At 48.2% G+C, this 17,662-nt stretch carries 18 protein-coding genes; 5 read left to right on the forward strand and 13 right to left on the reverse strand.

Annotated elements, in window-relative coordinates:
- Positions 1–74: 74 nt before the first annotated feature.
- The 4 genes from ABN764_RS18880 to uptA all read right to left on the reverse strand — a co-directional run bounded on the left by ABN764_RS18880 (position 75) and on the right by uptA (position 3,600).
- Positions 75–1,520, reverse strand: coding sequence for an erythromycin esterase family protein (locus tag ABN764_RS18880; RefSeq protein ID WP_446672737.1), 1,446 nt, complete (start codon positions 1,518–1,520; stop codon positions 75–77).
- Positions 1,521–1,772: 252 nt separating this feature from the next.
- Complete coding sequence (locus tag ABN764_RS18885; RefSeq protein WP_174810888.1) at positions 1,773–2,396, reverse strand: MBL fold metallo-hydrolase; 624 nt, start codon at positions 2,394–2,396, stop codon at positions 1,773–1,775.
- Between the two features lie 23 nt (positions 2,397–2,419).
- Positions 2,420–2,986 carry a thioredoxin family protein gene (locus ABN764_RS18890; RefSeq protein WP_446672738.1) on the reverse strand — a complete coding sequence of 189 codons (567 nt, stop codon included), beginning with the start codon at positions 2,984–2,986 and terminating at the stop codon, positions 2,420–2,422.
- On the reverse strand, positions 2,983–3,600 hold the full coding sequence (uptA, locus tag ABN764_RS18895; RefSeq protein ID WP_021255279.1) for an undecaprenyl phosphate transporter UptA: 618 nt from the start codon (positions 3,598–3,600) through the stop codon (positions 2,983–2,985). The genes ABN764_RS18890 and uptA overlap by 4 nt, the downstream gene beginning before the upstream one ends.
- A gap of 264 nt (positions 3,601–3,864) precedes the next feature.
- Here uptA and ABN764_RS18900 point away from each other — a divergent pair, with 264 nt between their 5' ends.
- The 5 genes from ABN764_RS18900 (at position 3,865) to ABN764_RS18920 (ending at position 8,351) form a co-directional block, all read left to right on the forward strand.
- The gene (locus ABN764_RS18900; protein ID WP_065291862.1) at positions 3,865–4,323 is read left to right on the forward strand and encodes a cupredoxin domain-containing protein; all 459 of its coding nucleotides are present in this window, start codon (positions 3,865–3,867) and stop codon (positions 4,321–4,323) included.
- Between the two features lie 50 nt (positions 4,324–4,373).
- Positions 4,374–4,709 (forward strand): dehydrogenase, encoded by a 336-nt coding sequence (locus ABN764_RS18905; RefSeq protein WP_370510431.1) that lies wholly within the window; start codon positions 4,374–4,376, stop codon positions 4,707–4,709.
- 142 nt (positions 4,710–4,851) lie between these two features.
- Positions 4,852–5,805 carry a D-2-hydroxyacid dehydrogenase gene (locus ABN764_RS18910; protein WP_021255282.1) on the forward strand — a complete coding sequence of 318 codons (954 nt, stop codon included), beginning with the start codon at positions 4,852–4,854 and terminating at the stop codon, positions 5,803–5,805.
- 2 nt (positions 5,806–5,807) lie between these two features.
- The gene (locus tag ABN764_RS18915) at positions 5,808–6,977 is read left to right on the forward strand and encodes a winged helix-turn-helix domain-containing protein (protein WP_446672739.1); all 1,170 of its coding nucleotides are present in this window, start codon (positions 5,808–5,810) and stop codon (positions 6,975–6,977) included.
- 66 nt (positions 6,978–7,043) lie between these two features.
- Positions 7,044–8,351: an MFS transporter gene (locus ABN764_RS18920; RefSeq protein WP_446672740.1), complete on the forward strand. Its 1,308-nt coding sequence runs from the start codon at positions 7,044–7,046 to the stop codon at positions 8,349–8,351.
- Positions 8,352–8,516: 165 nt separating this feature from the next.
- Here ABN764_RS18920 and ABN764_RS18925 read toward each other — a convergent pair whose 3' ends face one another.
- The 9 genes from ABN764_RS18925 to ABN764_RS18965 form a co-directional block, all read right to left on the reverse strand.
- The gene (locus tag ABN764_RS18925) at positions 8,517–8,690 is read right to left on the reverse strand and encodes a hypothetical protein (RefSeq protein WP_446672741.1); all 174 of its coding nucleotides are present in this window, start codon (positions 8,688–8,690) and stop codon (positions 8,517–8,519) included.
- Between the two features lie 73 nt (positions 8,691–8,763).
- On the reverse strand, positions 8,764–10,860 hold the full coding sequence (locus tag ABN764_RS18930) for an O-antigen ligase family protein (RefSeq protein ID WP_446672742.1): 2,097 nt from the start codon (positions 10,858–10,860) through the stop codon (positions 8,764–8,766).
- A 104-nt stretch (positions 10,861–10,964) separates the two neighbouring features.
- Entirely contained in the window at positions 10,965–12,404 is a 1,440-nt protein-coding gene (locus ABN764_RS18935; RefSeq protein WP_446672743.1) for a hypothetical protein, read from the reverse strand.
- 75 nt (positions 12,405–12,479) lie between these two features.
- Positions 12,480–13,157 (reverse strand): PilZ domain-containing protein, encoded by a 678-nt coding sequence (locus tag ABN764_RS18940; RefSeq protein ID WP_268625113.1) that lies wholly within the window; start codon positions 13,155–13,157, stop codon positions 12,480–12,482.
- A 473-nt stretch (positions 13,158–13,630) separates the two neighbouring features.
- Positions 13,631–14,833: a class I SAM-dependent methyltransferase gene (locus ABN764_RS18945; protein WP_021255288.1), complete on the reverse strand. Its 1,203-nt coding sequence runs from the start codon at positions 14,831–14,833 to the stop codon at positions 13,631–13,633.
- 13 nt (positions 14,834–14,846) lie between these two features.
- Positions 14,847–15,614 carry a DUF6483 family protein gene (locus ABN764_RS18950; protein ID WP_174810259.1) on the reverse strand — a complete coding sequence of 256 codons (768 nt, stop codon included), beginning with the start codon at positions 15,612–15,614 and terminating at the stop codon, positions 14,847–14,849.
- A gap of 5 nt (positions 15,615–15,619) precedes the next feature.
- A complete protein-coding gene (locus ABN764_RS18955) occupies positions 15,620–16,291 on the reverse strand; it encodes an SdpI family protein (protein WP_174810260.1) in 672 nt (223 codons plus the stop codon).
- Positions 16,291–16,572 (reverse strand): autorepressor SdpR family transcription factor, encoded by a 282-nt coding sequence (locus ABN764_RS18960; protein ID WP_021255291.1) that lies wholly within the window; start codon positions 16,570–16,572, stop codon positions 16,291–16,293. Before ABN764_RS18960 ends, ABN764_RS18955 begins: the two co-directional genes overlap by 1 nt.
- Before the next feature lie 158 nt (positions 16,573–16,730).
- A complete protein-coding gene (locus ABN764_RS18965; protein ID WP_446672744.1) occupies positions 16,731–17,525 on the reverse strand; it encodes an alpha/beta fold hydrolase in 795 nt (264 codons plus the stop codon).
- Positions 17,526–17,662 lie beyond the last annotated feature (137 nt).

Below are 17,662 nucleotides of genomic sequence, written 5' to 3' on the forward strand. Positions count from 1 at the left end.
CTATGGGTTTGTCTGTTCATGGCTGGGAGAATGTTAAGAGGCAACAGTTTTCATTCATACAAATGCGCTCATCTCTATTTTAAAAAGTGCGGTATCTGTACTTTATCAATGAGGATGAGTCCATCATAATTGTTCTTCGGAACAAGGAAATGTTCTGCACGTCCTTCTTCGTACGATTTGGTCGGCCGCGACATCCATTCGTTTCCGACTACAGGAGGCGAATACCGAATGTCCATAAACGTGTATGGTTTACCCGAAGCAGACAAAATATCTTCAATTGAACCCGGTAACAATGGTAGAACTTTATGAATCCCATTATTGAACCAATCAAATATTTCGCCGCTCGCCATGTATAAGCCAATTACATAGCTTTGTGCTTGTAGTTCCTTAGGCATCAGTTCCCCTACATATTTCAACTGACCCACTTTACCCTCATATAATTCATGTGTGGCTTTCCCGATATGAGTATTATGAGCCCATACTATCAATTTCTCATTCGGATAAACCTCTGTGGCAAGCCATACAAGATTGTCTGCCATTTGTTTATCCCGCCATTGAAGGAATGCTGTATCTACTTCAATGGCGCCGCCTAAAATCTTCTGTAAGTAATCAATATACTGCTCATAGTATTCATTCAAAGCCTTCAAACGAACCTCAATGGCTCGTTTGATTAGCTGATAGATTTGAGGTTCGTTTGGATAATCTTTTTGCATGAAGTCTTTATATTTAGGCAGTTCCTCATTCAAACGCTGGTATAAAGCGATAAGCTCAGGCTTTGCTTTTTGAAAAGATGCTAAATCTCGCTTACCGATCATCCATTCTTTAATATCTTGTTCAGCCTTGAGCAATTTCTCCCTCAACGCTCGACCTTGTATCCAAGTTGCATTAGGCTCCAATATAACATCCATTTTCATATCAAATCCGGTAAGACGGATCGGCGTACTGCTTCCCTGGCTGCTCTTTATGTATTCAAATAATTGTAGGACTTCCTCCGTTATATAGACACCATTAAGCGCTTGGCCTAGTGTATCCTGCGGTGTCCGGCTATTCATTCGCCCTTGAGCCATAGCCGCATCACTAATAGCGCTTTCAAAAGCAACCCTACTATATCCCAGTTCTTGATGAAGATACTGAATAAGTCTTGTTTTTGCTAGGCTGAACTCTGCTGTTGAGTGAGTACTTTCTCCAAGATACACGATCCGCTTATCCTGCAATAAAGTCTTGAGTTTATCCAGATCATCAAAATTCTGCTTTGGAATGCTGCCGTTCACAAGCTTCTCGGGCTGTATGGACGTAAACTCTTGAGCATGTTGCTTGATCCAGGCTTTCCATACTGCAATCTGATCCGTATTAGATTGGACTTCTCCCCTTATCGATACAGTTCCTTCGGCTCCATAAGCAGTCCCCGACTGAATGAAGGAAGAAGCCAAAGTCCCCAGCGCAAGCGTCATCGTCAGTAGCGTAAGTATAACTTTTTTGCGCGATGAAGTTGGCCTATCCGTTTGACAAACTTTTTTCATGACATGTCCCGCTCCTTTTTTCTATACGCTAAATATCAAACTTCCTTTGCCTGTTCTGAATGATGTTGTATTTTCTGACGTCCTTGCAGTGCCATGCTCCTTCACAAACCCTTGACCTTCTGATAAGAATCAATACATCACCTCTGTACATAACGGTTGCGGTAGTCGAAACCTGCCAGCTAATAAAAAAAGCGCCGGGCCTCCTTGATCGGGAATCAAGAGTGCCCAGCGCTTATGTACTGCAAAATCGTATTAGACAAATGGGTTGTGCTTCTTCTCGTATCCAATTGTTGTAGTCGGACCATGTCCAGGGTATACCGTCACTTCGTCGCTTAGTGTGAACAGCTTCTTATGAATAGAGTTCACCAGTGTCTTCATGCTGCCGTCTCTCAGGTCTGTTCTCCCCACACTTTCCCGGAAAAGAACGTCACCTGCGAACAAGTGCTTATCATACAAGAAGCTCACACTGCCCGGCGAATGGCCTGGTGTATGCATGACGTAGAAGGAATAACCGATCAGCTCCAGTGTATCCCCATCTTGCAGCAAATGTTCCGCCGGCTTCATGGACATTGCCGGAGACATTTGCGGCCACATGGTCGAGCCATTAAGTTCCGGTGTTGTCAGCCACTCCGCCTCAAGCTCATGAATGTACACCGGGCACGGATGTGCCTTACGCACAAGATCCACGCCGCCAATGTGATCGAAATGCGCATGTGTCAACAATATTGCCTTAACGTTTAGTCCATCGAGCGCTTGCAGCAACCGATCTGGATTCATGCCCGGATCAATGACAACCGCTTCTTTCGTATCTTCATTTGTCAATAGATAAGCGTTTGTTTGGACAGGACCTAAGTTGAAACTTTGAATCGTAAACAATGTCTTGTCAGCTCCTTGCTATATTAAAAGCCCGACAGCAGTTCTCTCAATTCAGACGTAATTCGAGCATGATAGCCCGTTCCCTCGCCGTATTGTTCGAGAATACGCTGTCTGACTACTTTCAAATTATTTTGATAATCCGGAGCTTCACGATCCGGGTTCTCTTCCTTGAATCGGATCATATGTGCCTGCACGTCACTCGGACGAGGTCCCCATTGACCGAGAACATAACCGCCCGTATCAGCGAAGATGACGATTGGAACGGAGCGTCCGCCCATCGTCAGGAATTGATCCATAACCTCAGGGAACTGTTCCATAATTAAGACTTCTGTGTCAATGCTTGCTGCTTCCATAGCGCGGAACACAACAGGCACATTACGTACCGCATCTCCACACCAATCTGCCGCCAAGATTAAGCAGCGGATATCGTCCCGATATTGAAGCGATTCGAAAAACTCCTTCTCTTCTTCACTGGACCAAGCAAATTGATCATACCAGGAAATGAAGGCTTCCTTGTTCTTCTGCATGGAGTCGATAAATGCTTGTGGTGAAATTCCTTGACCTATCACATTCGCTACATGTTTGCTCATTTCGGGTTCCCCTCTCTTCGCTTGGATTTCATATATTTGATAACAAAATATAGGGTAAGGCCAGCAAGTGCAACCAAAATAAATGGCTGAACATAAGGTGCCGCCTTCTCATTAATATGTTCCCACTGATCTCCAAGCGCGTACCCCAAATAAACAAATAGGATGGTCCATGGGATTACAGCCAGCGTTGTCAGAAGCGTAAATTTTCCTACCGGCATCTTGGAGATTCCTGCTGGTATGGAAATCGCGTGACGGACAACCGGAACGAATCGTGCAGAAAAGATTACGCCTGTTCCATACTTCTGGAACCACTCTTCCGACTTCTCAATATGGTGCTTGCGTATCAGGATGTACTTCCCGAACTTCTCCAAGAAGGGCCGCCCGCCATATCTGCCGATTGCATATACGATGAGTTGCGCAAAGACACCACCAATTGTGCCGAAAATAATCGCAGCGATAAAACTGACTTTGCCAATCGATACTAAATATCCGCCGTAGGCTAACACGATTTCACTCGGAATGACTTCAATCATGAGCCCCAGCATTATTCCCCATTCCCCAAGCTGCTGCACCCAATGAAGCAGCATATTGATCATATCATGTATCCATGCCATAGCTTGTCTCTCTCCCTTTTTAATTCCCAGCTTATTCTAACATATGGATCGCCATGACTCCAATCATGACTTTGGCTTGATCGATCTTGATGCCTCCTTGCCCCTTGGGATAACACAAGTCATGCGCTACCCTGGCCATGCATACACTTGGACTAAGCACAAGCTTGTACCTTATATCTTCTCTAGTAATGGCTGCCTACAAATGAAATGTTATGAACAAGCACTAATAAGTGATACTCAATTGGGCAAAGGAGGTTTCACAATTTGACACGTTTTTGGATTGTCTCTCGCAAACAATTGCGAATTGGTGCAATCGTCTTCTCCGCCATATTAGTAGCTGCAGCGTTCTGGCGCTATGAAACCGTGCGGTCGGAACGGGCAGTTGAGGCAGCACCTCAATCGACTCGAATTCTCCACATGGTTACAGGAGAGGTTAAATCCAAACTGGATAATGGGAAAGAAATCGAAGTGTATCAATTTATTCCGGGTACCGTTCACGCCAAAGCCGGTGAGCGAGTAGAGCTTCGTATTCGCGGAATTAACGGAAAAAAGCATGATTTCGAAATCGAGAGCATGAATGTAAAAGGCAGCATCGAGAAAGACAAAGAAACCGTCATCACCTTTACTGCCAAAGAAGGCATTCATCGCATCGTCTGCTTAACCCATCCGGATATGCAGCATGAAGGCCCTATGGTAGGGTATATCGTAATCGATTCGAAATAGCGCGTGGCCACAAGGAACCTGGGTAGGATGCCTGCATATGATGAACATATATGCAGGAAAGGAGTCGTCATCCATTGAAAGCCCCGAAGGAGCCTCATACAAGGCCTCTCCCCACAGCCAGAAGAATTCGCCGTGCTTGCAACAATGAGTTGTATCGAACCATTAAGCGTATGAACGTCTGGATTCCCGAAGATCTCGTCAAACAAGGAGAAGAACTATACTATCGCAAAGTGATTGAGAACTTGATCTGGATTCACGAGAACGGTGCCAACCGCAAGAAGCTGTCCGATTGGTGGGACGAGACCGTCTGCGAAGAGCTTGCCGCACTGTGGAATGTAGATCAAGCGAAATTATCCTCCAGCTTCCGGCAAGCATTCGGAGGCTAACTGCTATAATCGCTCATGCAGGCTGTCGGTTACCATCCGTTCAGCCTATTTCTAATGTCCAGCAACCTACGGAGCACTCATAGACGCACCAATCGGATTCGAGTTATGATGTTAGAAAATGGACGCTAAGGAGGACATCATCTTGAAAAATATCGTATGTGCACTAGCTTTGCCGCCAGAATTTCTAGAGGTCATTCGCCTCGCTGCTCCCGAATACAATGTCATTGCTGGACGAGCTAAGGAGCTCGATCGAGACGTATTCCGACAAGCTGAAGTTATTTTCGGTTGGTCGCCTGCTATCATCGAGGAATGCCTCCATGATGAATCCCCGCTTCGCTGGATACAGCTGTGGACGGCTGGTGCCGATTATATTCCGATGGATACACTCCGCAAGCACGATGTAATGTTGACTACGGCGGGGGGTGTGCATCCCGTCCCGATGATGGAGACGGTATTCGCGATGCTGCTCGGCTTCACTCGCAATCTGCCACAAGCGATTCGCAACCAAGATCGACACGTATGGGACAGTAAAGGGAATTATACGGAACTGCTGGGCAAGACCATGGGGATTATCGGCATCGGGCAAATCGGGGCTGAGGTTGCACGAATTGCCAAAGCGTTCGGGATGCGTGTTCTAGGCGTACGCCGCTCCGTTCAACCGACTGATTATGTCGACGGCTTGTACACGTTCGAGCAGCTGAATGAAGTTCTATCTGAATGCGACGTAGTCGTCAACATACTGCCAAAGACATCTCAGACGATAAACTTATATGATGAAAATAGGTTCGCTACCATGAAGCAAGGGGCACTGTTTATCAACGTTGGACGCGGTGCATCGGTGAAGACGGATGCTCTTATCGGCGCCTTGAACAGCGGCCACCTCGCAGGCGCTGGCCTCGATGTGTTCGACATTGAGCCATTGCCTGAGGATCATCCGTTATGGTCCATGGACAATGTCATCATGACTCCTCATATTGGAGGCAATACCGATCAATTGAAGGAACGAGCTACGAAGCTGTTTATCGAGAATCTCAAGGCCTATATCGCACAGGGACGTCCTGCTCGCAGCATTGTCGATTACGACAAGGAATACTGAGGATGCTGATTATGGTGGCCGGGCTTGCGTTTGAACCTCGTGATTATTCTGTCAGCTTTCAGGCTGAGACAATCAACTTGCTTGCGAAAGAATACGCGCTGCTCGAATTTCTGTACCGAAATCGCGGCAAGGTCTTTAGCCGGGAGCAGCTGCTGGATCAGGTATGGCCAATGGAATATCCGGGCGAACGAACGGTAGATGATCATGTGTATCGGCTCCGAAAAAGAATGAAACCATGGAGCGGAAAAGTTCAGCTGATCACCGTGCGGGGGCTTGGCTACAGCCTCACAATAAAAGAAACGCTGGGACTTGCGGTTCCGTCGCTGACGGACAGTGGATTGCAGAAGCAAATCGGGCAGTTGTTGGACACCTATCTCATGTTAGGGCAAAGCCAATCGATGTTAGCCCTTGTTAATCAGCAAGAGCTTCTTGGCGTGAATATCAGTCCCTCCCATCAAATGTTTCTGAGGTTTGTGCGGGCAGATCTGGACTGGTTTCTGGAAAGCGATGCGGAGAACCCAGATAAATTATATTGGCTGCTGATATTTTACTACTCTTTTTACATGGAACCGGCAAAAAGTCTGAATTACTTTGAACGGACGATTGAATCGGGGATTTTACCGTTTGAGATGCATCGCGAGTTGAAAGTGTTAAATATTCTTGGTCTTTATGCAGATAACGGTCGTGTTGAAGAGGATCTGCGGCGAGTGCAAGAGGCTTATCGGATCATTGAACAGGAGCAAGGTAAGCTGGATACCTTCAAGGTTCATATTGCCATGTCGGAAATGCATATTCATTTGGTCGCAGGCAGTATCCAGGAGGCGGAGCGGTGCTCTAGGCAGATCGAAGACATGCTGGCTGAAGCTCCTTATTTGCGGGAAATCAGCGCCTACCATGGTTTAAGAGGGAAATTGATGCTGCATCAAGGCCGCCCCCAGGAAGCAGCAGCTGCATTCGAATATGGCCTTGAGGCCGGCAAAACAGCGCATCATGTACCGCTGCTCGCTCGGTTGATCATTGGTACGCTCCATTTTTTGAAAACGTCGTATCACGATCCCAAACTTCTGCAGACCTTCCAGACTCGATATGATGAATTTGAACGGGGGTATAAGCTGGAGGCATATAAACAGCCCATAGAACAGATGATTGAGCGGATTTTAGGTTCTGTCTGATAATCCCCTGATATTTCTTCGTTAAAGTGAGAGAAATTCTATTCTGATTTTGCGGAGGAAATATTCATGTCTACCACATCTGTATCAAACAGGCACCAGACATCTATTTGGAAAAACCCGGTTTTTACTAAAATGTACTCGGCTTATGCCGTCTCATCTTTCGGCGAATGGTTCGACGTCTTTGCGATTGAGATTCTTGTGGCATACCGCTGGCATGCGGATCCGTTTATGATCGCCTTGATTCCGGTGATGATCGCTCTCCCCGGCATTCTGTTCGGATCTTTCGCCGGTGTAATCGCCGACCGCTGGAAGAAGGTCAATCTCATGCTGTTGGCCGATGCAGCCGAGACGCTGCTCACCATATTGCTGCTGTTTGTTCCCGGCATGTACTGGATGCTGCCTTTGCTTGCGTTTCGCGCCACAATGGGAGTATTCCGCGTTCCAGCGCATCAAGCGTTGACGCGTCAGGTGGTTCGGGAGAATCAACTGCTCAAAGCAACCTCGTATAACGGGCTCGTCAATCAATTTTCCAAAATCGCGGGGCCCCTGCTCGGCGCAGTGGCTTTAACAGTGATCTCCCCACAATTATGTATTTTGGTGAATGCCATCACGCGCTTATTCTCCTGCATATTGCTATATACAATGCGGCATATCGATGAAAATGCAAAAGCAGAGAATCGGGGGAATTCTGATGACTCGGAAAACGGCGCAGAGACCAAGATGAGCTTCGTCCAATTATGGAAGCAAGGGTGGGCAGTGCTGCTGCAGCGCCGGATTCTTTTTAGCAGTTTTAGCGTGAATATGATCATTATGCTGATTATTCTGATGATCGATTTCCAATTTCCGACGTTGTATCGGGAAATTGCCCCTCATAACGAATCTCTGCTTGGCTGGATGGTAGCTGCCACAGGAGTTGGAGCGTTTATCACCATCCTGCTGCTGAACCGTCTTGGCAAAGTGAAGTACGGACTTGGTATCGGGGGAGGCGCCGCGTTGATTGGAGCTGCTTTTGGAAGTATGGGACTCTTAAGAGCGGATTCGCATGAAATATGGAGCATCGTCTTGGGACTTGTGATCGGTATTGGAAACGGGCTGTCTATCGTGACTTATAACTATGTCCTACAGAAAGAAACTCCTGAGGGTATGACAGGCCGAATCTTTGGCATTCAAAATATGTCCGCCAGCACGATGATGGTAGGTGCGCCATTAATCGGAGGCTTACTGATTCGTGGAATGGGTGTGAGCAAGGTGTTTTTTTTGCTGGGAACGGTTGTCTTCATCATTGGCGTCATATGCCTGAGTATTCAGCACGTATTATGGCCGACCAGGTTCCAATCAACGCAGTCGCAAGAAATACAGGAGGTTTCCGGGTAGTGGTCTATGCGGATCAAAAGACTCTAGTATGGAGCTGAAAATAAGCCAACTATCCGTCCTATGGATGTCATTTTCATATAGTTTATCATGCTGGCAACGTTGACATACTCGCTCTAGCGAAGGTACGTACCGCTGATTTCAACCGGATGCTGCGGGACGATGCTATTAATCTGATCGTACCGCCTTGGAGTAGCGAATATTAATTTCAGCGGAAAGTTCAAATCGGCCTCTGTTCGCATTATCTGCGACGAGGCCGGTTTTTTCTTGAGTTGTTCGAGATTCCACCCCTATCGGCGTGCCGGCAGGCACAGCATGTTCAAAGTTCACCTTCAACTTCATGAGAAAAGCCCGGTATCCTGGTGGCGTCAAATGAAGGCGACCAGCGCTCCGAATTCTGGTTAACGTCCATGAACTACTGTCCCCTCGTGATCAACGAAACGATCGAGCTGTAAGCCCGCTTCGCTTCCTCCGTCATTGCGAAACGCTTGCTGTTCGCAGGATTGCGCATGAGAAGGACATGATGTGCCTCCGCTTCATATTGCCGGAACATCTTGCCAGCTGCGTTCGCATATGCGGCAGCTTGAAAGCGATCTGAACTGTAGTGCGCCGCAAGCGCCAGCTTCTCAATGGCTTCGGTCTGCAGCACGCGATCGAAGCGGTCGCTGCTAACCGCCGCCTCCCACCAAGCGGCGGCGTCATCGGCGCGGCCTAGGCGTGCACTTGCCAAGGCGAGCGCACGGTAGAGCCCCTTGCCATCGCGTTCGTAGCGCAGCCCTTCCTCCAGAATGGCAAGCGCCTCCTGCGGAGGCAAGGTTCGGCTCACGGCGATGCGAAGCGCCGTGTTCGCGGGCGCCCAGCGCAGCGCAGCCACTTGCTGCGCATGCGCGCGGGCCATGCCGACAGGGCCTGTGGCCCTGTCGGCAGCAGCGCTGGCAGCCGCGGCGAGCTGTTGTGCCACGAGGTGGCACGACGCGAGCACGATTGCGGCTGCCAGCGGAGCGGCAAGCAGCAGTGCCGCGAGACGCTTCCCGCGCTTCGTGCCCACCTGCCACAGCGCGAAGCGCATCCTTGGAGAACCATGATTGAGGCTCTCATCGTACAAGCCCAGCGTTAGCAGCACTGCGAACAGCAGCGTCACTAGCCCATACGACATGTCGAAATCAATCAGACTATGTGCAAGCAGCATCGCTGCGGCCAATCCGAATCCGGCATGCCGACGCCATGCTAGCAGCAATGCTGCTAATACTAACCCTATTGCAGGCATTGTAAATACCAGCCCTACATCAAGCAGCATATCCAGCACGCTGCTGTGCACTTCCTTGCCAACATACGGCTCGCTCTGTATGCGTGCAAACTGCTGCCGCCATGAATCTCCGCCTGCGCCGAACCAAGGATGTTCCTTCCACAGCGTAATTGCATCCTTATAGAACAATGTCCGCGCTCCTGCAGTAGCATAATGATCCGTAATCCGACTGCTTGCCCCTGTAGGCAGCAAGTGAATGCCTGCTATCATAAGCATTGGAAGTATGATGAGAATCAACCCATTTCGTAGCCAACGGTTCTGAGACAGACTCAGCATTAAGCCACTGAACAGTACAATTGAACCGATCCAAGCGAACCAAACAGGCATCGGCAGCCACCCATCCCCACTCTGCCACATCGAGGCACTCCATGCGGCCGCTAGGAAAGACCATGCTCCGAACCACAAAAACGTCGTCACGTACTCCGCACGATAGCCGCGAGCGCTCCAGATTCCAACCAGCAATACGATACCGAACACGATCCAGGATCCCCTTGATTCGGTAAGACCAAGGACGACCAAATGGGGAACAATCGGCACAGCCGCAAGCAGCCATTTGGTAGAGACAACCCGTACATGAACACTTCCACTCCGTTGGCTTCGAGCTTTAGCCGCCGCACAGGCTGCGCCGTTCAAGTGCAGTAACGCGAACGCCCCGGCAAGTACACCAAGCGTATTCGGGTATTGGACAACCCCACCTAATCGAAATCCAAACGCCGACAATTCTGAATTCTGACTCACCATCACACCTGATTCATTCGGTATCCATCCATAGAGCATGCCAAGAGCGCTGCCACTGATTAAGACTCCGACTAACATGATTGAACCTGTAATGAGCCGCTTAGCCTGATCCCCCCCTCTGTGCAGCATAATGGCGAGCAGTATAATCCAAGCTTGCAGCATCGCGGTTCTTAGGATTTGCATCTCTGTGCCATATACGGTTGCAGGCCCTAACACCCAGCTAATGAGATATCCGATGAGCAGGGGAAGCGGATATCTGAGTGGCAATGGAAGGACTGCATCCCACCTCCATGCGGCAAGCATACATACAGAAGCTGCGCAGAGCAGGAGGGATAGCATTCCCACATCGCGATCATAGAACAGCCCCTGCTTCCATAACCCAACAAGAAGCACAGCGAAGATTGTCCCGATTCCAACATACAAAACAACAAAATTGCCATGGCCATCTTGTTGTAAATCCACCTTCATCTGCACTCTCCCTTCTTTCCCGATTCTACCAATTCTATATCTATTATGATGGACAATCAAAAAGAAGGCCAACCCTTAGGTTGACCTTCTGACGATACTGCTTGTTATTCTGCGAGAATCGCCATCACGATCTTAGCGCGAACAAAATTATTGTCACCCTTCGTGAACAGCCATTGCTGGGCGTCCACAATCTGATAGGATGATTCGCCTCTTGCGGCAGCCAGCTCCTTCAATTCACGAATGACTTTCTCTTTGCCGGACAATTCAATCGCTCGCTCCAGCGTGACCGTCGTTCCATCGAACAGATAGAGACCATACTGTCCTTCATCAAATCCTTTAGATTGGCCCTTTTGTTGATCAATGATGAATGTAAGGCTGCCCCCACTTGTCAGTTCTCCCTTACGAGCATTACCTGATGCAACCTTCTGTTCGAGCTCTGCATAGGAAGGCAGATACTGTTCAAATGGAGCCATGTAATACTCACCGGAGCCAGCTGGCATCACTTCAAAGCCATTATCTACTTCTGGATAGGTACCGGCAATGCCAACTTCGCGCGGTTTGCTGATGTACATGCTTAATGTTCCATGCGCAGGAATACCTTGTCGTTGATCATCCGCAGTAATCGTGATTTTCTCGATGCCCTCTGCGGAATCAGCTCTTGCACGCACCAACAGCTTATCCCCATTAATCTCGCATGAGACCAGACCATTAGCTGAGACAGCAGTATAGAATAATTCATCGTTGTCTAAATCCTCAAAATATCTCGACAGCTCAAGACTTGCTTCACCGTCAGGAGTCAAATGCAGCGTTCGATCGAAATTATTTTTCAGGCTGGGCGATCGATTGATTTTATAGTCCTTATAGTATGTAGCGGATATATCTTTACCGTTCGTATCTTTTATTGTTACTTTGAATACCCATCTTGTATCCACTGCGTACTGAGCCTCAGCGCTGAAAAGATATCGTTTCTGATTAACAGGTGTTATGTTCTTGAAGCCATTTCCGGATCGAAGCTCGTTATAAGGTACCGGCAGGTTAGATCTCCAATCTACATTCTCAAATATATCTTGGAAATCATTGATTTCAGAAGATCCTAGCTGCACATAATTTTCCTGTTCAGGTTTTTTAATCCGAGGAATAATATTACCCTGTGAGGGGTCGACTACCGCAACGACAAACTTATGATGAAGCACCGTTCCATCCCCTTGGGTCCATTTGAACTCGACCGTAGTCGATCCTGGACTATGCGGTGTCACCACGTATTCTTCGTTCGGTAAATCTACCTTTACTTCGGCAATTGCAGGATCAATGTTCACCACTTCTTGATACGTAACATTCGTAACAGATGGCTGAATTAACTCGTCCTTAATCTTCTGACGCCCTTCTTGATTCATTGCAACGTCTGTGAATACCTCAAACACCTTAGTCGGGTATCGATTATTTAGCCCAGCTGCTGACGTCGATGTTGGAAAGGCGCTTAATAGGAGCACGATGCCAAGACATCCGATTAATAAGTTCCTTACATGACGAGAAGCACGCTTCAAGCTGCTCCCTCCCTCCTTTTCTCTCCTACCATTTCTTGTCTATGCAATGGTGAAGTACATTGCTATTTTAGCATGTTATGGCCGAGCTGTTATTGAATTTTTTGATTTGCGATCAATATGTGATTTAATCTGTTCCCGCATAATAAATGCACGCAGGGAACGTTGTGCAGGATCACTGGTTACCTGAAGCTTGGCACCATAGAAGATATCGTCTTCCCGACTTGCCATACGAACAATCGTTAAGCGGCAGGGAACAGCAAATCCAAGCTGCAGTTCAGCCTCTAATTCGCTTCCTTCCACGAATGAAGAGTTCCCCTTAATGTTGAAACCGATCCCATTCAAACTAATATCTTCGATATGGATCGGTATTGGTGTCGGCGTAATTGCCATTCCTTCCGCTGGTCGTGAAGGCAATACGTATCCATGCTTGCGCACCTCTATACGCGGAAATAAGCGTTGATCTGTAAATTTACGCTGTTGATGCGGCGGATGAATAAGCATCAACGACCCTTCATGCCGTGCCACAGCCTGAGTATGGAAATTAAATATGCCTACCGGCGAATATATGGTCACCTTCAGCGCCTCTCCAAGTTCAAACCGCTCGAATTCTGGCAGCTCTACCTCCATGACATCTCCTTCTAAATAAGACAATACTCCCGTTGCAATGCAGTTGTCGCCCTCAAGCACTGTACGACTGTGCAAAAGCGACATTAACAAATGCTCTGGAGCATCCGTTACATAAGCTCCCGTCATTGACCGTTCAACCTCCTAGATTCTTCGTTCGCAGTTTATCCCCTTGCTCCGCTTCGCTTCGTTTCACTATTCACGTTAATCTTGCTCTTGCTGTATGAAGATCGGGCCAGACATAGGCGTCCTGCTTGTTCTATTGCAACAACTCACTTAACCCTGTTCTATAACCATGCAGCTATAGATTCTTTTAATGGGCATTGATTTGTTACTGTTCCTGTTCCATACTACCTTCCTTTATATATCGTCCAAAACGGAGGGAATTTGAAGAGAAGCATACTGCTGGATAGAGTCGCTCGACCAAGGAGTTCATGTATGTAGCTCACTAGAGAAGGAGCAGGCCCTACATTATGCAATGTAACGAGAGCCGCCCATATTCGTTGGATCATAACTAAGAACCAAGTCAGCTTATGAGCCTGCCTATCCCCCACATCAAAAAGAACCCTCTACACAACGGAGAGGGCTCTAGCCTTAGATACTTATACTGTGCGCTTGCAGCCACGAGCTTCCAACAGCTCCTGCAGGGCATGCTCCAAGTACGGATCTGCGTTCAAAAACTGTCTGAACGTCTCATACTCGTTCCACATTTGCGGGTCAGTCTTCTCTACCTGCCCAGCAGGTTCTTCACCGCGAACCGCACGAATCAAAATATTCTTGGGTGTGTGCTCTATATCAATAAATTCGAGCAATTGTGTACGATATCCTACGCAATCAAGCAACTTCGCCCGCAGTCCATCCGTCGCCAAGGCACTGAAACGTTCCTTCAATATGCCGTGTCTCAACAAGGGCTCCAGCACGCTCTGCTCCACCTGACGGTTCAATTCATGCTGGCAGCATGGAACCGACAAGATAACTTGAGCTCCCCACCGTACAGCCTTGTTTAGCGCTGCATCTGTCGCGGTATCACAAGCGTGCAGCGTCACCACCATATCGACCTCATCGGCACCTTCATATTGGGCGATATCCCCCATTTGGAAGGAGAGTCCGTCATAGTCAAGGCGCCTAGCAAGCGCCTCACACCGTTCGATGACGTCCCGCTTCAAGTCCAACCCTACAATGTGAACCGGGAGCTTGGATTCTACATGCAGAAAATGATACAGCGCGAACGTTAGATACGATTTGCCGCAGCCAAAATCGATAATGCGGACCGTACGATTGCTCGGCAGATGCGGCAGCACATCCGCCACCATTTCGAGGAAGCGATTGATTTGGCGGAACTTATCATATTTCGCTGCAATCACATTGCCTTCCTTGCCCATGATGCCTAGTTCGACCAAGAATGGAACCGGAATTCCCTCGTTCAACACATATTGCTTCTTGCGGTTATGTGACACTTCAACCTTGCGCACGACTGCCGCTTGCTTGCGAATCGTTACCTTGAATTTCTTGCTGATTAACACTTGATAATCGCCCTCTGTTGTCCGCAACAATCCCTGCTTGAATGTACTTTCGAATAAAGACATTACCTTCGCGGCCGCTTCTGTTAACGGGACATTATCATGCGTCACCTTATTATCATAATGATACTCGAACTGGATCTGAATCTGCCCGCGCAACTGCACCGGCTTGAGCAGCACCTTGGTGTAGCCCTCCTCAGGCTTGCGCCGCAGTTGGCTAAGCACTGCACTGCTTAAGATTTGTTCTGTAATCACTCGTTCAACTAACTCTGTTAATTGTTCCATCTGCTTATAACTCCTACCGTTCCATTTGCCATGCTGTACTCTTACTTACGTCTTCCCTGCCCGAGATGACCTCCTCTCGGCTTAGACCCCCTTCTAGAAGCGTCTCATCCGACATTGCATCAAGTCGTTCATAGAACTTCAACGCTTGCGTATATCGACTTGCTGCCTGCTCAAGATGATGCCGCTCTCCACTGTCCAACCACTCAAACAAAGAGTCCTCCGCTTCAGCCAGACGACCCTCCTTCTCAAACCAGCGCCACATCTTCTCCCTTAAGCGATTATCAATATGATAGCCTTTGATTACCTGATATATCGCTTCCATCGAGTCTTGAACCGGAAGCAGCCTCCGATCACTACCTTGCGAGGTCGCTTCCAGCAAAAGCTCGTACGACTTCATCAATCGCAGAATATATATTGTCTCGTCATTGTCAGTTCCCATCATGCTCTCACCATATCGCGGCACTTCGGCAGCGCCAAACGGCGGCGACTCATTATCATGCCTGCTTCGTTCCCATTCCAACTTAGCCCGCTCATACAGTACAATCGCCAATGCTTGGATCTCATCTGCATGCGGCCGCTCTCCCGTCCGGAACAGTCGTATGATGTCCTCTGCCGGAAGCTTGTCAGCCAGTTCCCCGCTAATCCGAAAACGGCGCTGCAACAATTCATCCCATTCGACAATCAGTTGCTCACGCTTCTTCTTTTCCTTTAGTCCAAGCGCTTGACCAAACATACGAGTCATCTCTTCAATTAACCGGAGTAAATAATCACGTTGGTGCATCACCATCACCTCGGCCGTATTTTAGATTGAAAGACAAGGTAGGAATAAATCATGGGGACAAAGACTGATACCGCTATTACAAATAAACCGATATATCCACCCCAGTGGAGGGGCAGCAGCCATGCTCCAGCACATGCTAGTAAACCCGATATAAGCCACACCTTGCCTGCCAGACGATGCGTTTTGCGCCATACCTGTTCGTCTGCAAGCGTCCACGGCGTACGGATACCGAAAAAATAGTTGAACCGCACACGTCCAAACATGTTGCCAAGGAACATCCACAACAATCCGAGCGTAGTTAATATCAGAGATTGCACCGGAAACCCGTTAATTAGATGATAGCCGATCACGACGCCGAATATAGCTTGCAGGAACACAGACAATGCCCAGCCGAACCATATGTATGTGGATTCGAATTTCTTGTAATTGTGCTGCTGCGGATCTGCACGTCGAACGAACGGCAAAAGTACGGGGATCAGTATTAAGATAGCAGAGAATATGATAAAAACTATCGTCTTCTCCATTGTCCCGTCAGGAGCGCCATAGTAGTTGAAATGGGATACAATCCTCTCTGGAAGCTTCGGATATGCCAGCCACATCAGTCCAGCTACAATCACATTGTACACAAACAATACAAGAAATGCCCTTCTCTCCAGACTGTGATCCAGTAGTTTCATTAATCATCCCTCCCTCGCTTCCCCTGGTATGAAATGATATCAAGAAACCAGCCGAGAGCCTCCTGCAATACGGTTGTATTGAGTGAGTACCATATATGCTGGCCTCGCCGCTCATCAAGAATGAGCTTCGCTTGCTTCAACCCATTCAGATGATGAGAGATGCTTGGCTTCGTCATATTAAAGTGATCGGCGATGTCTCCTGCCGTCATATCCTTATCCTTCAACAAGGTTATAATCTGTCGCCTGGTCGGATCTGCAAGTGCTTTAAACGCCTCATTCATGTCAAAGCCTCGCTTCATGTACATAATATTCGGATTTAGACATCCAAAAAGTAAGTCAAGTATAGCGAAAAAGGGGAGCTTCCTCAAGTGAAGCTCCCCTAAACGTGGTCATCCATATCATCGTTGTCCCTAATACATCAGAACACTTCTGCTGCCTCTTACTGAAATACATTAGCTAAATAGGTGTGCAGCGCATCCGCAAGTGTCGCTGGCGTCTCCATCATACTCATATGACCCGCCTTCTCTATCGTAACCTGCGAAATATTGTCCCCGCTCGCCGTAAAGGCTTTATCTGCTGTCACAATCTGATCGTGCTCTCCCGCTACTAACAGCACGGGTAACTCGGTTGCTTGCAATACCGAAGTCCGATCAGTTCGCTCTCTCATCGCAAGCGCTGCTCCAGCAGCTCCTTGCGGCGGTGTGCAGTATCCAATCTCCTTCGCCCTGCTCACCTGCAAGGCATGCTCTTCAATATGCTGTGGCGCGAACAGCTTCGGGATTAATCCGTCCACAACAGGAACGATACCTTGCGATTGCAGCTTCTCGACAACGGCCAAGCGATTCTGCTTGCCCTCTACGGTATCCGGCAAGCTCGTGGAATGGATCAGCCCGAACCCATGCAAGCGGCTGCTATAGCGCTGAGCGAACGACAGCGTAATATATCCACCAAGAGAGTGACCAAGCAGCACAAATTGCGATAGCTCGAGCTTATCGGCAAGCGCAAGCACATCGTCAGCCATTTGTTCAATGGTATATGCGCCTACAGGTGAATCTGACTTGGCATGACCTCGCAAATCTGGAGCAATGACGCGATAGTTCTGCGCCAGCATCGGCATTATCGCTTCCCAATATTTCGAACTTCCACAATAGCCATGAAGCAATATGACAGCAGGGCCTTGTCCTTGCTGTTCTACATTCATCGTAAAGTTAGCATCCACCTGTATTCTTGTCATCGCTTATCCCTCTCTCCTTTTGGTACGTTCTCAAATTCGCAAGCCTTCATTTTATGCAGAACCTGCCGAAATATGCACCTTTAATTACCATTACACAAAATTTTCAAAAAAGCTTGTCCAAAGCATTCTTTCATTCC

This window comes from Paenibacillus wuxiensis (assembly GCF_040195695.1).
GTDB classification, from domain to species: domain Bacteria; phylum Bacillota; class Bacilli; order Paenibacillales; family Paenibacillaceae; genus Paenibacillus_B; species Paenibacillus_B suaedae.

Bases quoted from the DNA above. Each gene is read 5' to 3' on its own strand.
- ABN764_RS18880 (WP_446672737.1), bottom strand. From the start codon at position 1,520: ATGAAAAAAGTTTGTCAAACGGATAGGCCAACTTCATCGCGCAAAAAA.
- ABN764_RS18890 (WP_446672738.1), bottom strand. From the start codon at position 2,986: ATGAGCAAACATGTAGCGAATGTGATAGGTCAAGGAATTTCACCACAA.
- uptA (WP_021255279.1), bottom strand. From the start codon at position 3,600: ATGGCATGGATACATGATATGATCAATATGCTGCTTCATTGGGTGCAG.
- ABN764_RS18905 (WP_370510431.1), top strand. From the start codon at position 4,374: ATGCAGGAAAGGAGTCGTCATCCATTGAAAGCCCCGAAGGAGCCTCAT.
- ABN764_RS18915 (WP_446672739.1), top strand. From the start codon at position 5,808: ATGCTGATTATGGTGGCCGGGCTTGCGTTTGAACCTCGTGATTATTCT.
- ABN764_RS18920 (WP_446672740.1), top strand. From the start codon at position 7,044: ATGTCTACCACATCTGTATCAAACAGGCACCAGACATCTATTTGGAAA.
- ABN764_RS18925 (WP_446672741.1), bottom strand. From the start codon at position 8,690: ATGAAGTTGAAGGTGAACTTTGAACATGCTGTGCCTGCCGGCACGCCG.
- ABN764_RS18930 (WP_446672742.1), bottom strand. From the start codon at position 10,860: ATGAAGGTGGATTTACAACAAGATGGCCATGGCAATTTTGTTGTTTTG.
- ABN764_RS18940 (WP_268625113.1), bottom strand. From the start codon at position 13,157: ATGACGGGAGCTTATGTAACGGATGCTCCAGAGCATTTGTTAATGTCG.
- ABN764_RS18945 (WP_021255288.1), bottom strand. From the start codon at position 14,833: ATGGAACAATTAACAGAGTTAGTTGAACGAGTGATTACAGAACAAATC.
- ABN764_RS18950 (WP_174810259.1), bottom strand. From the start codon at position 15,614: ATGCACCAACGTGATTATTTACTCCGGTTAATTGAAGAGATGACTCGT.
- ABN764_RS18955 (WP_174810260.1), bottom strand. From the start codon at position 16,291: ATGAAACTACTGGATCACAGTCTGGAGAGAAGGGCATTTCTTGTATTG.
- ABN764_RS18960 (WP_021255291.1), bottom strand. From the start codon at position 16,572: ATGAATGAGGCGTTTAAAGCACTTGCAGATCCGACCAGGCGACAGATT.
- ABN764_RS18965 (WP_446672744.1), bottom strand. From the start codon at position 17,525: ATGACAAGAATACAGGTGGATGCTAACTTTACGATGAATGTAGAACAG.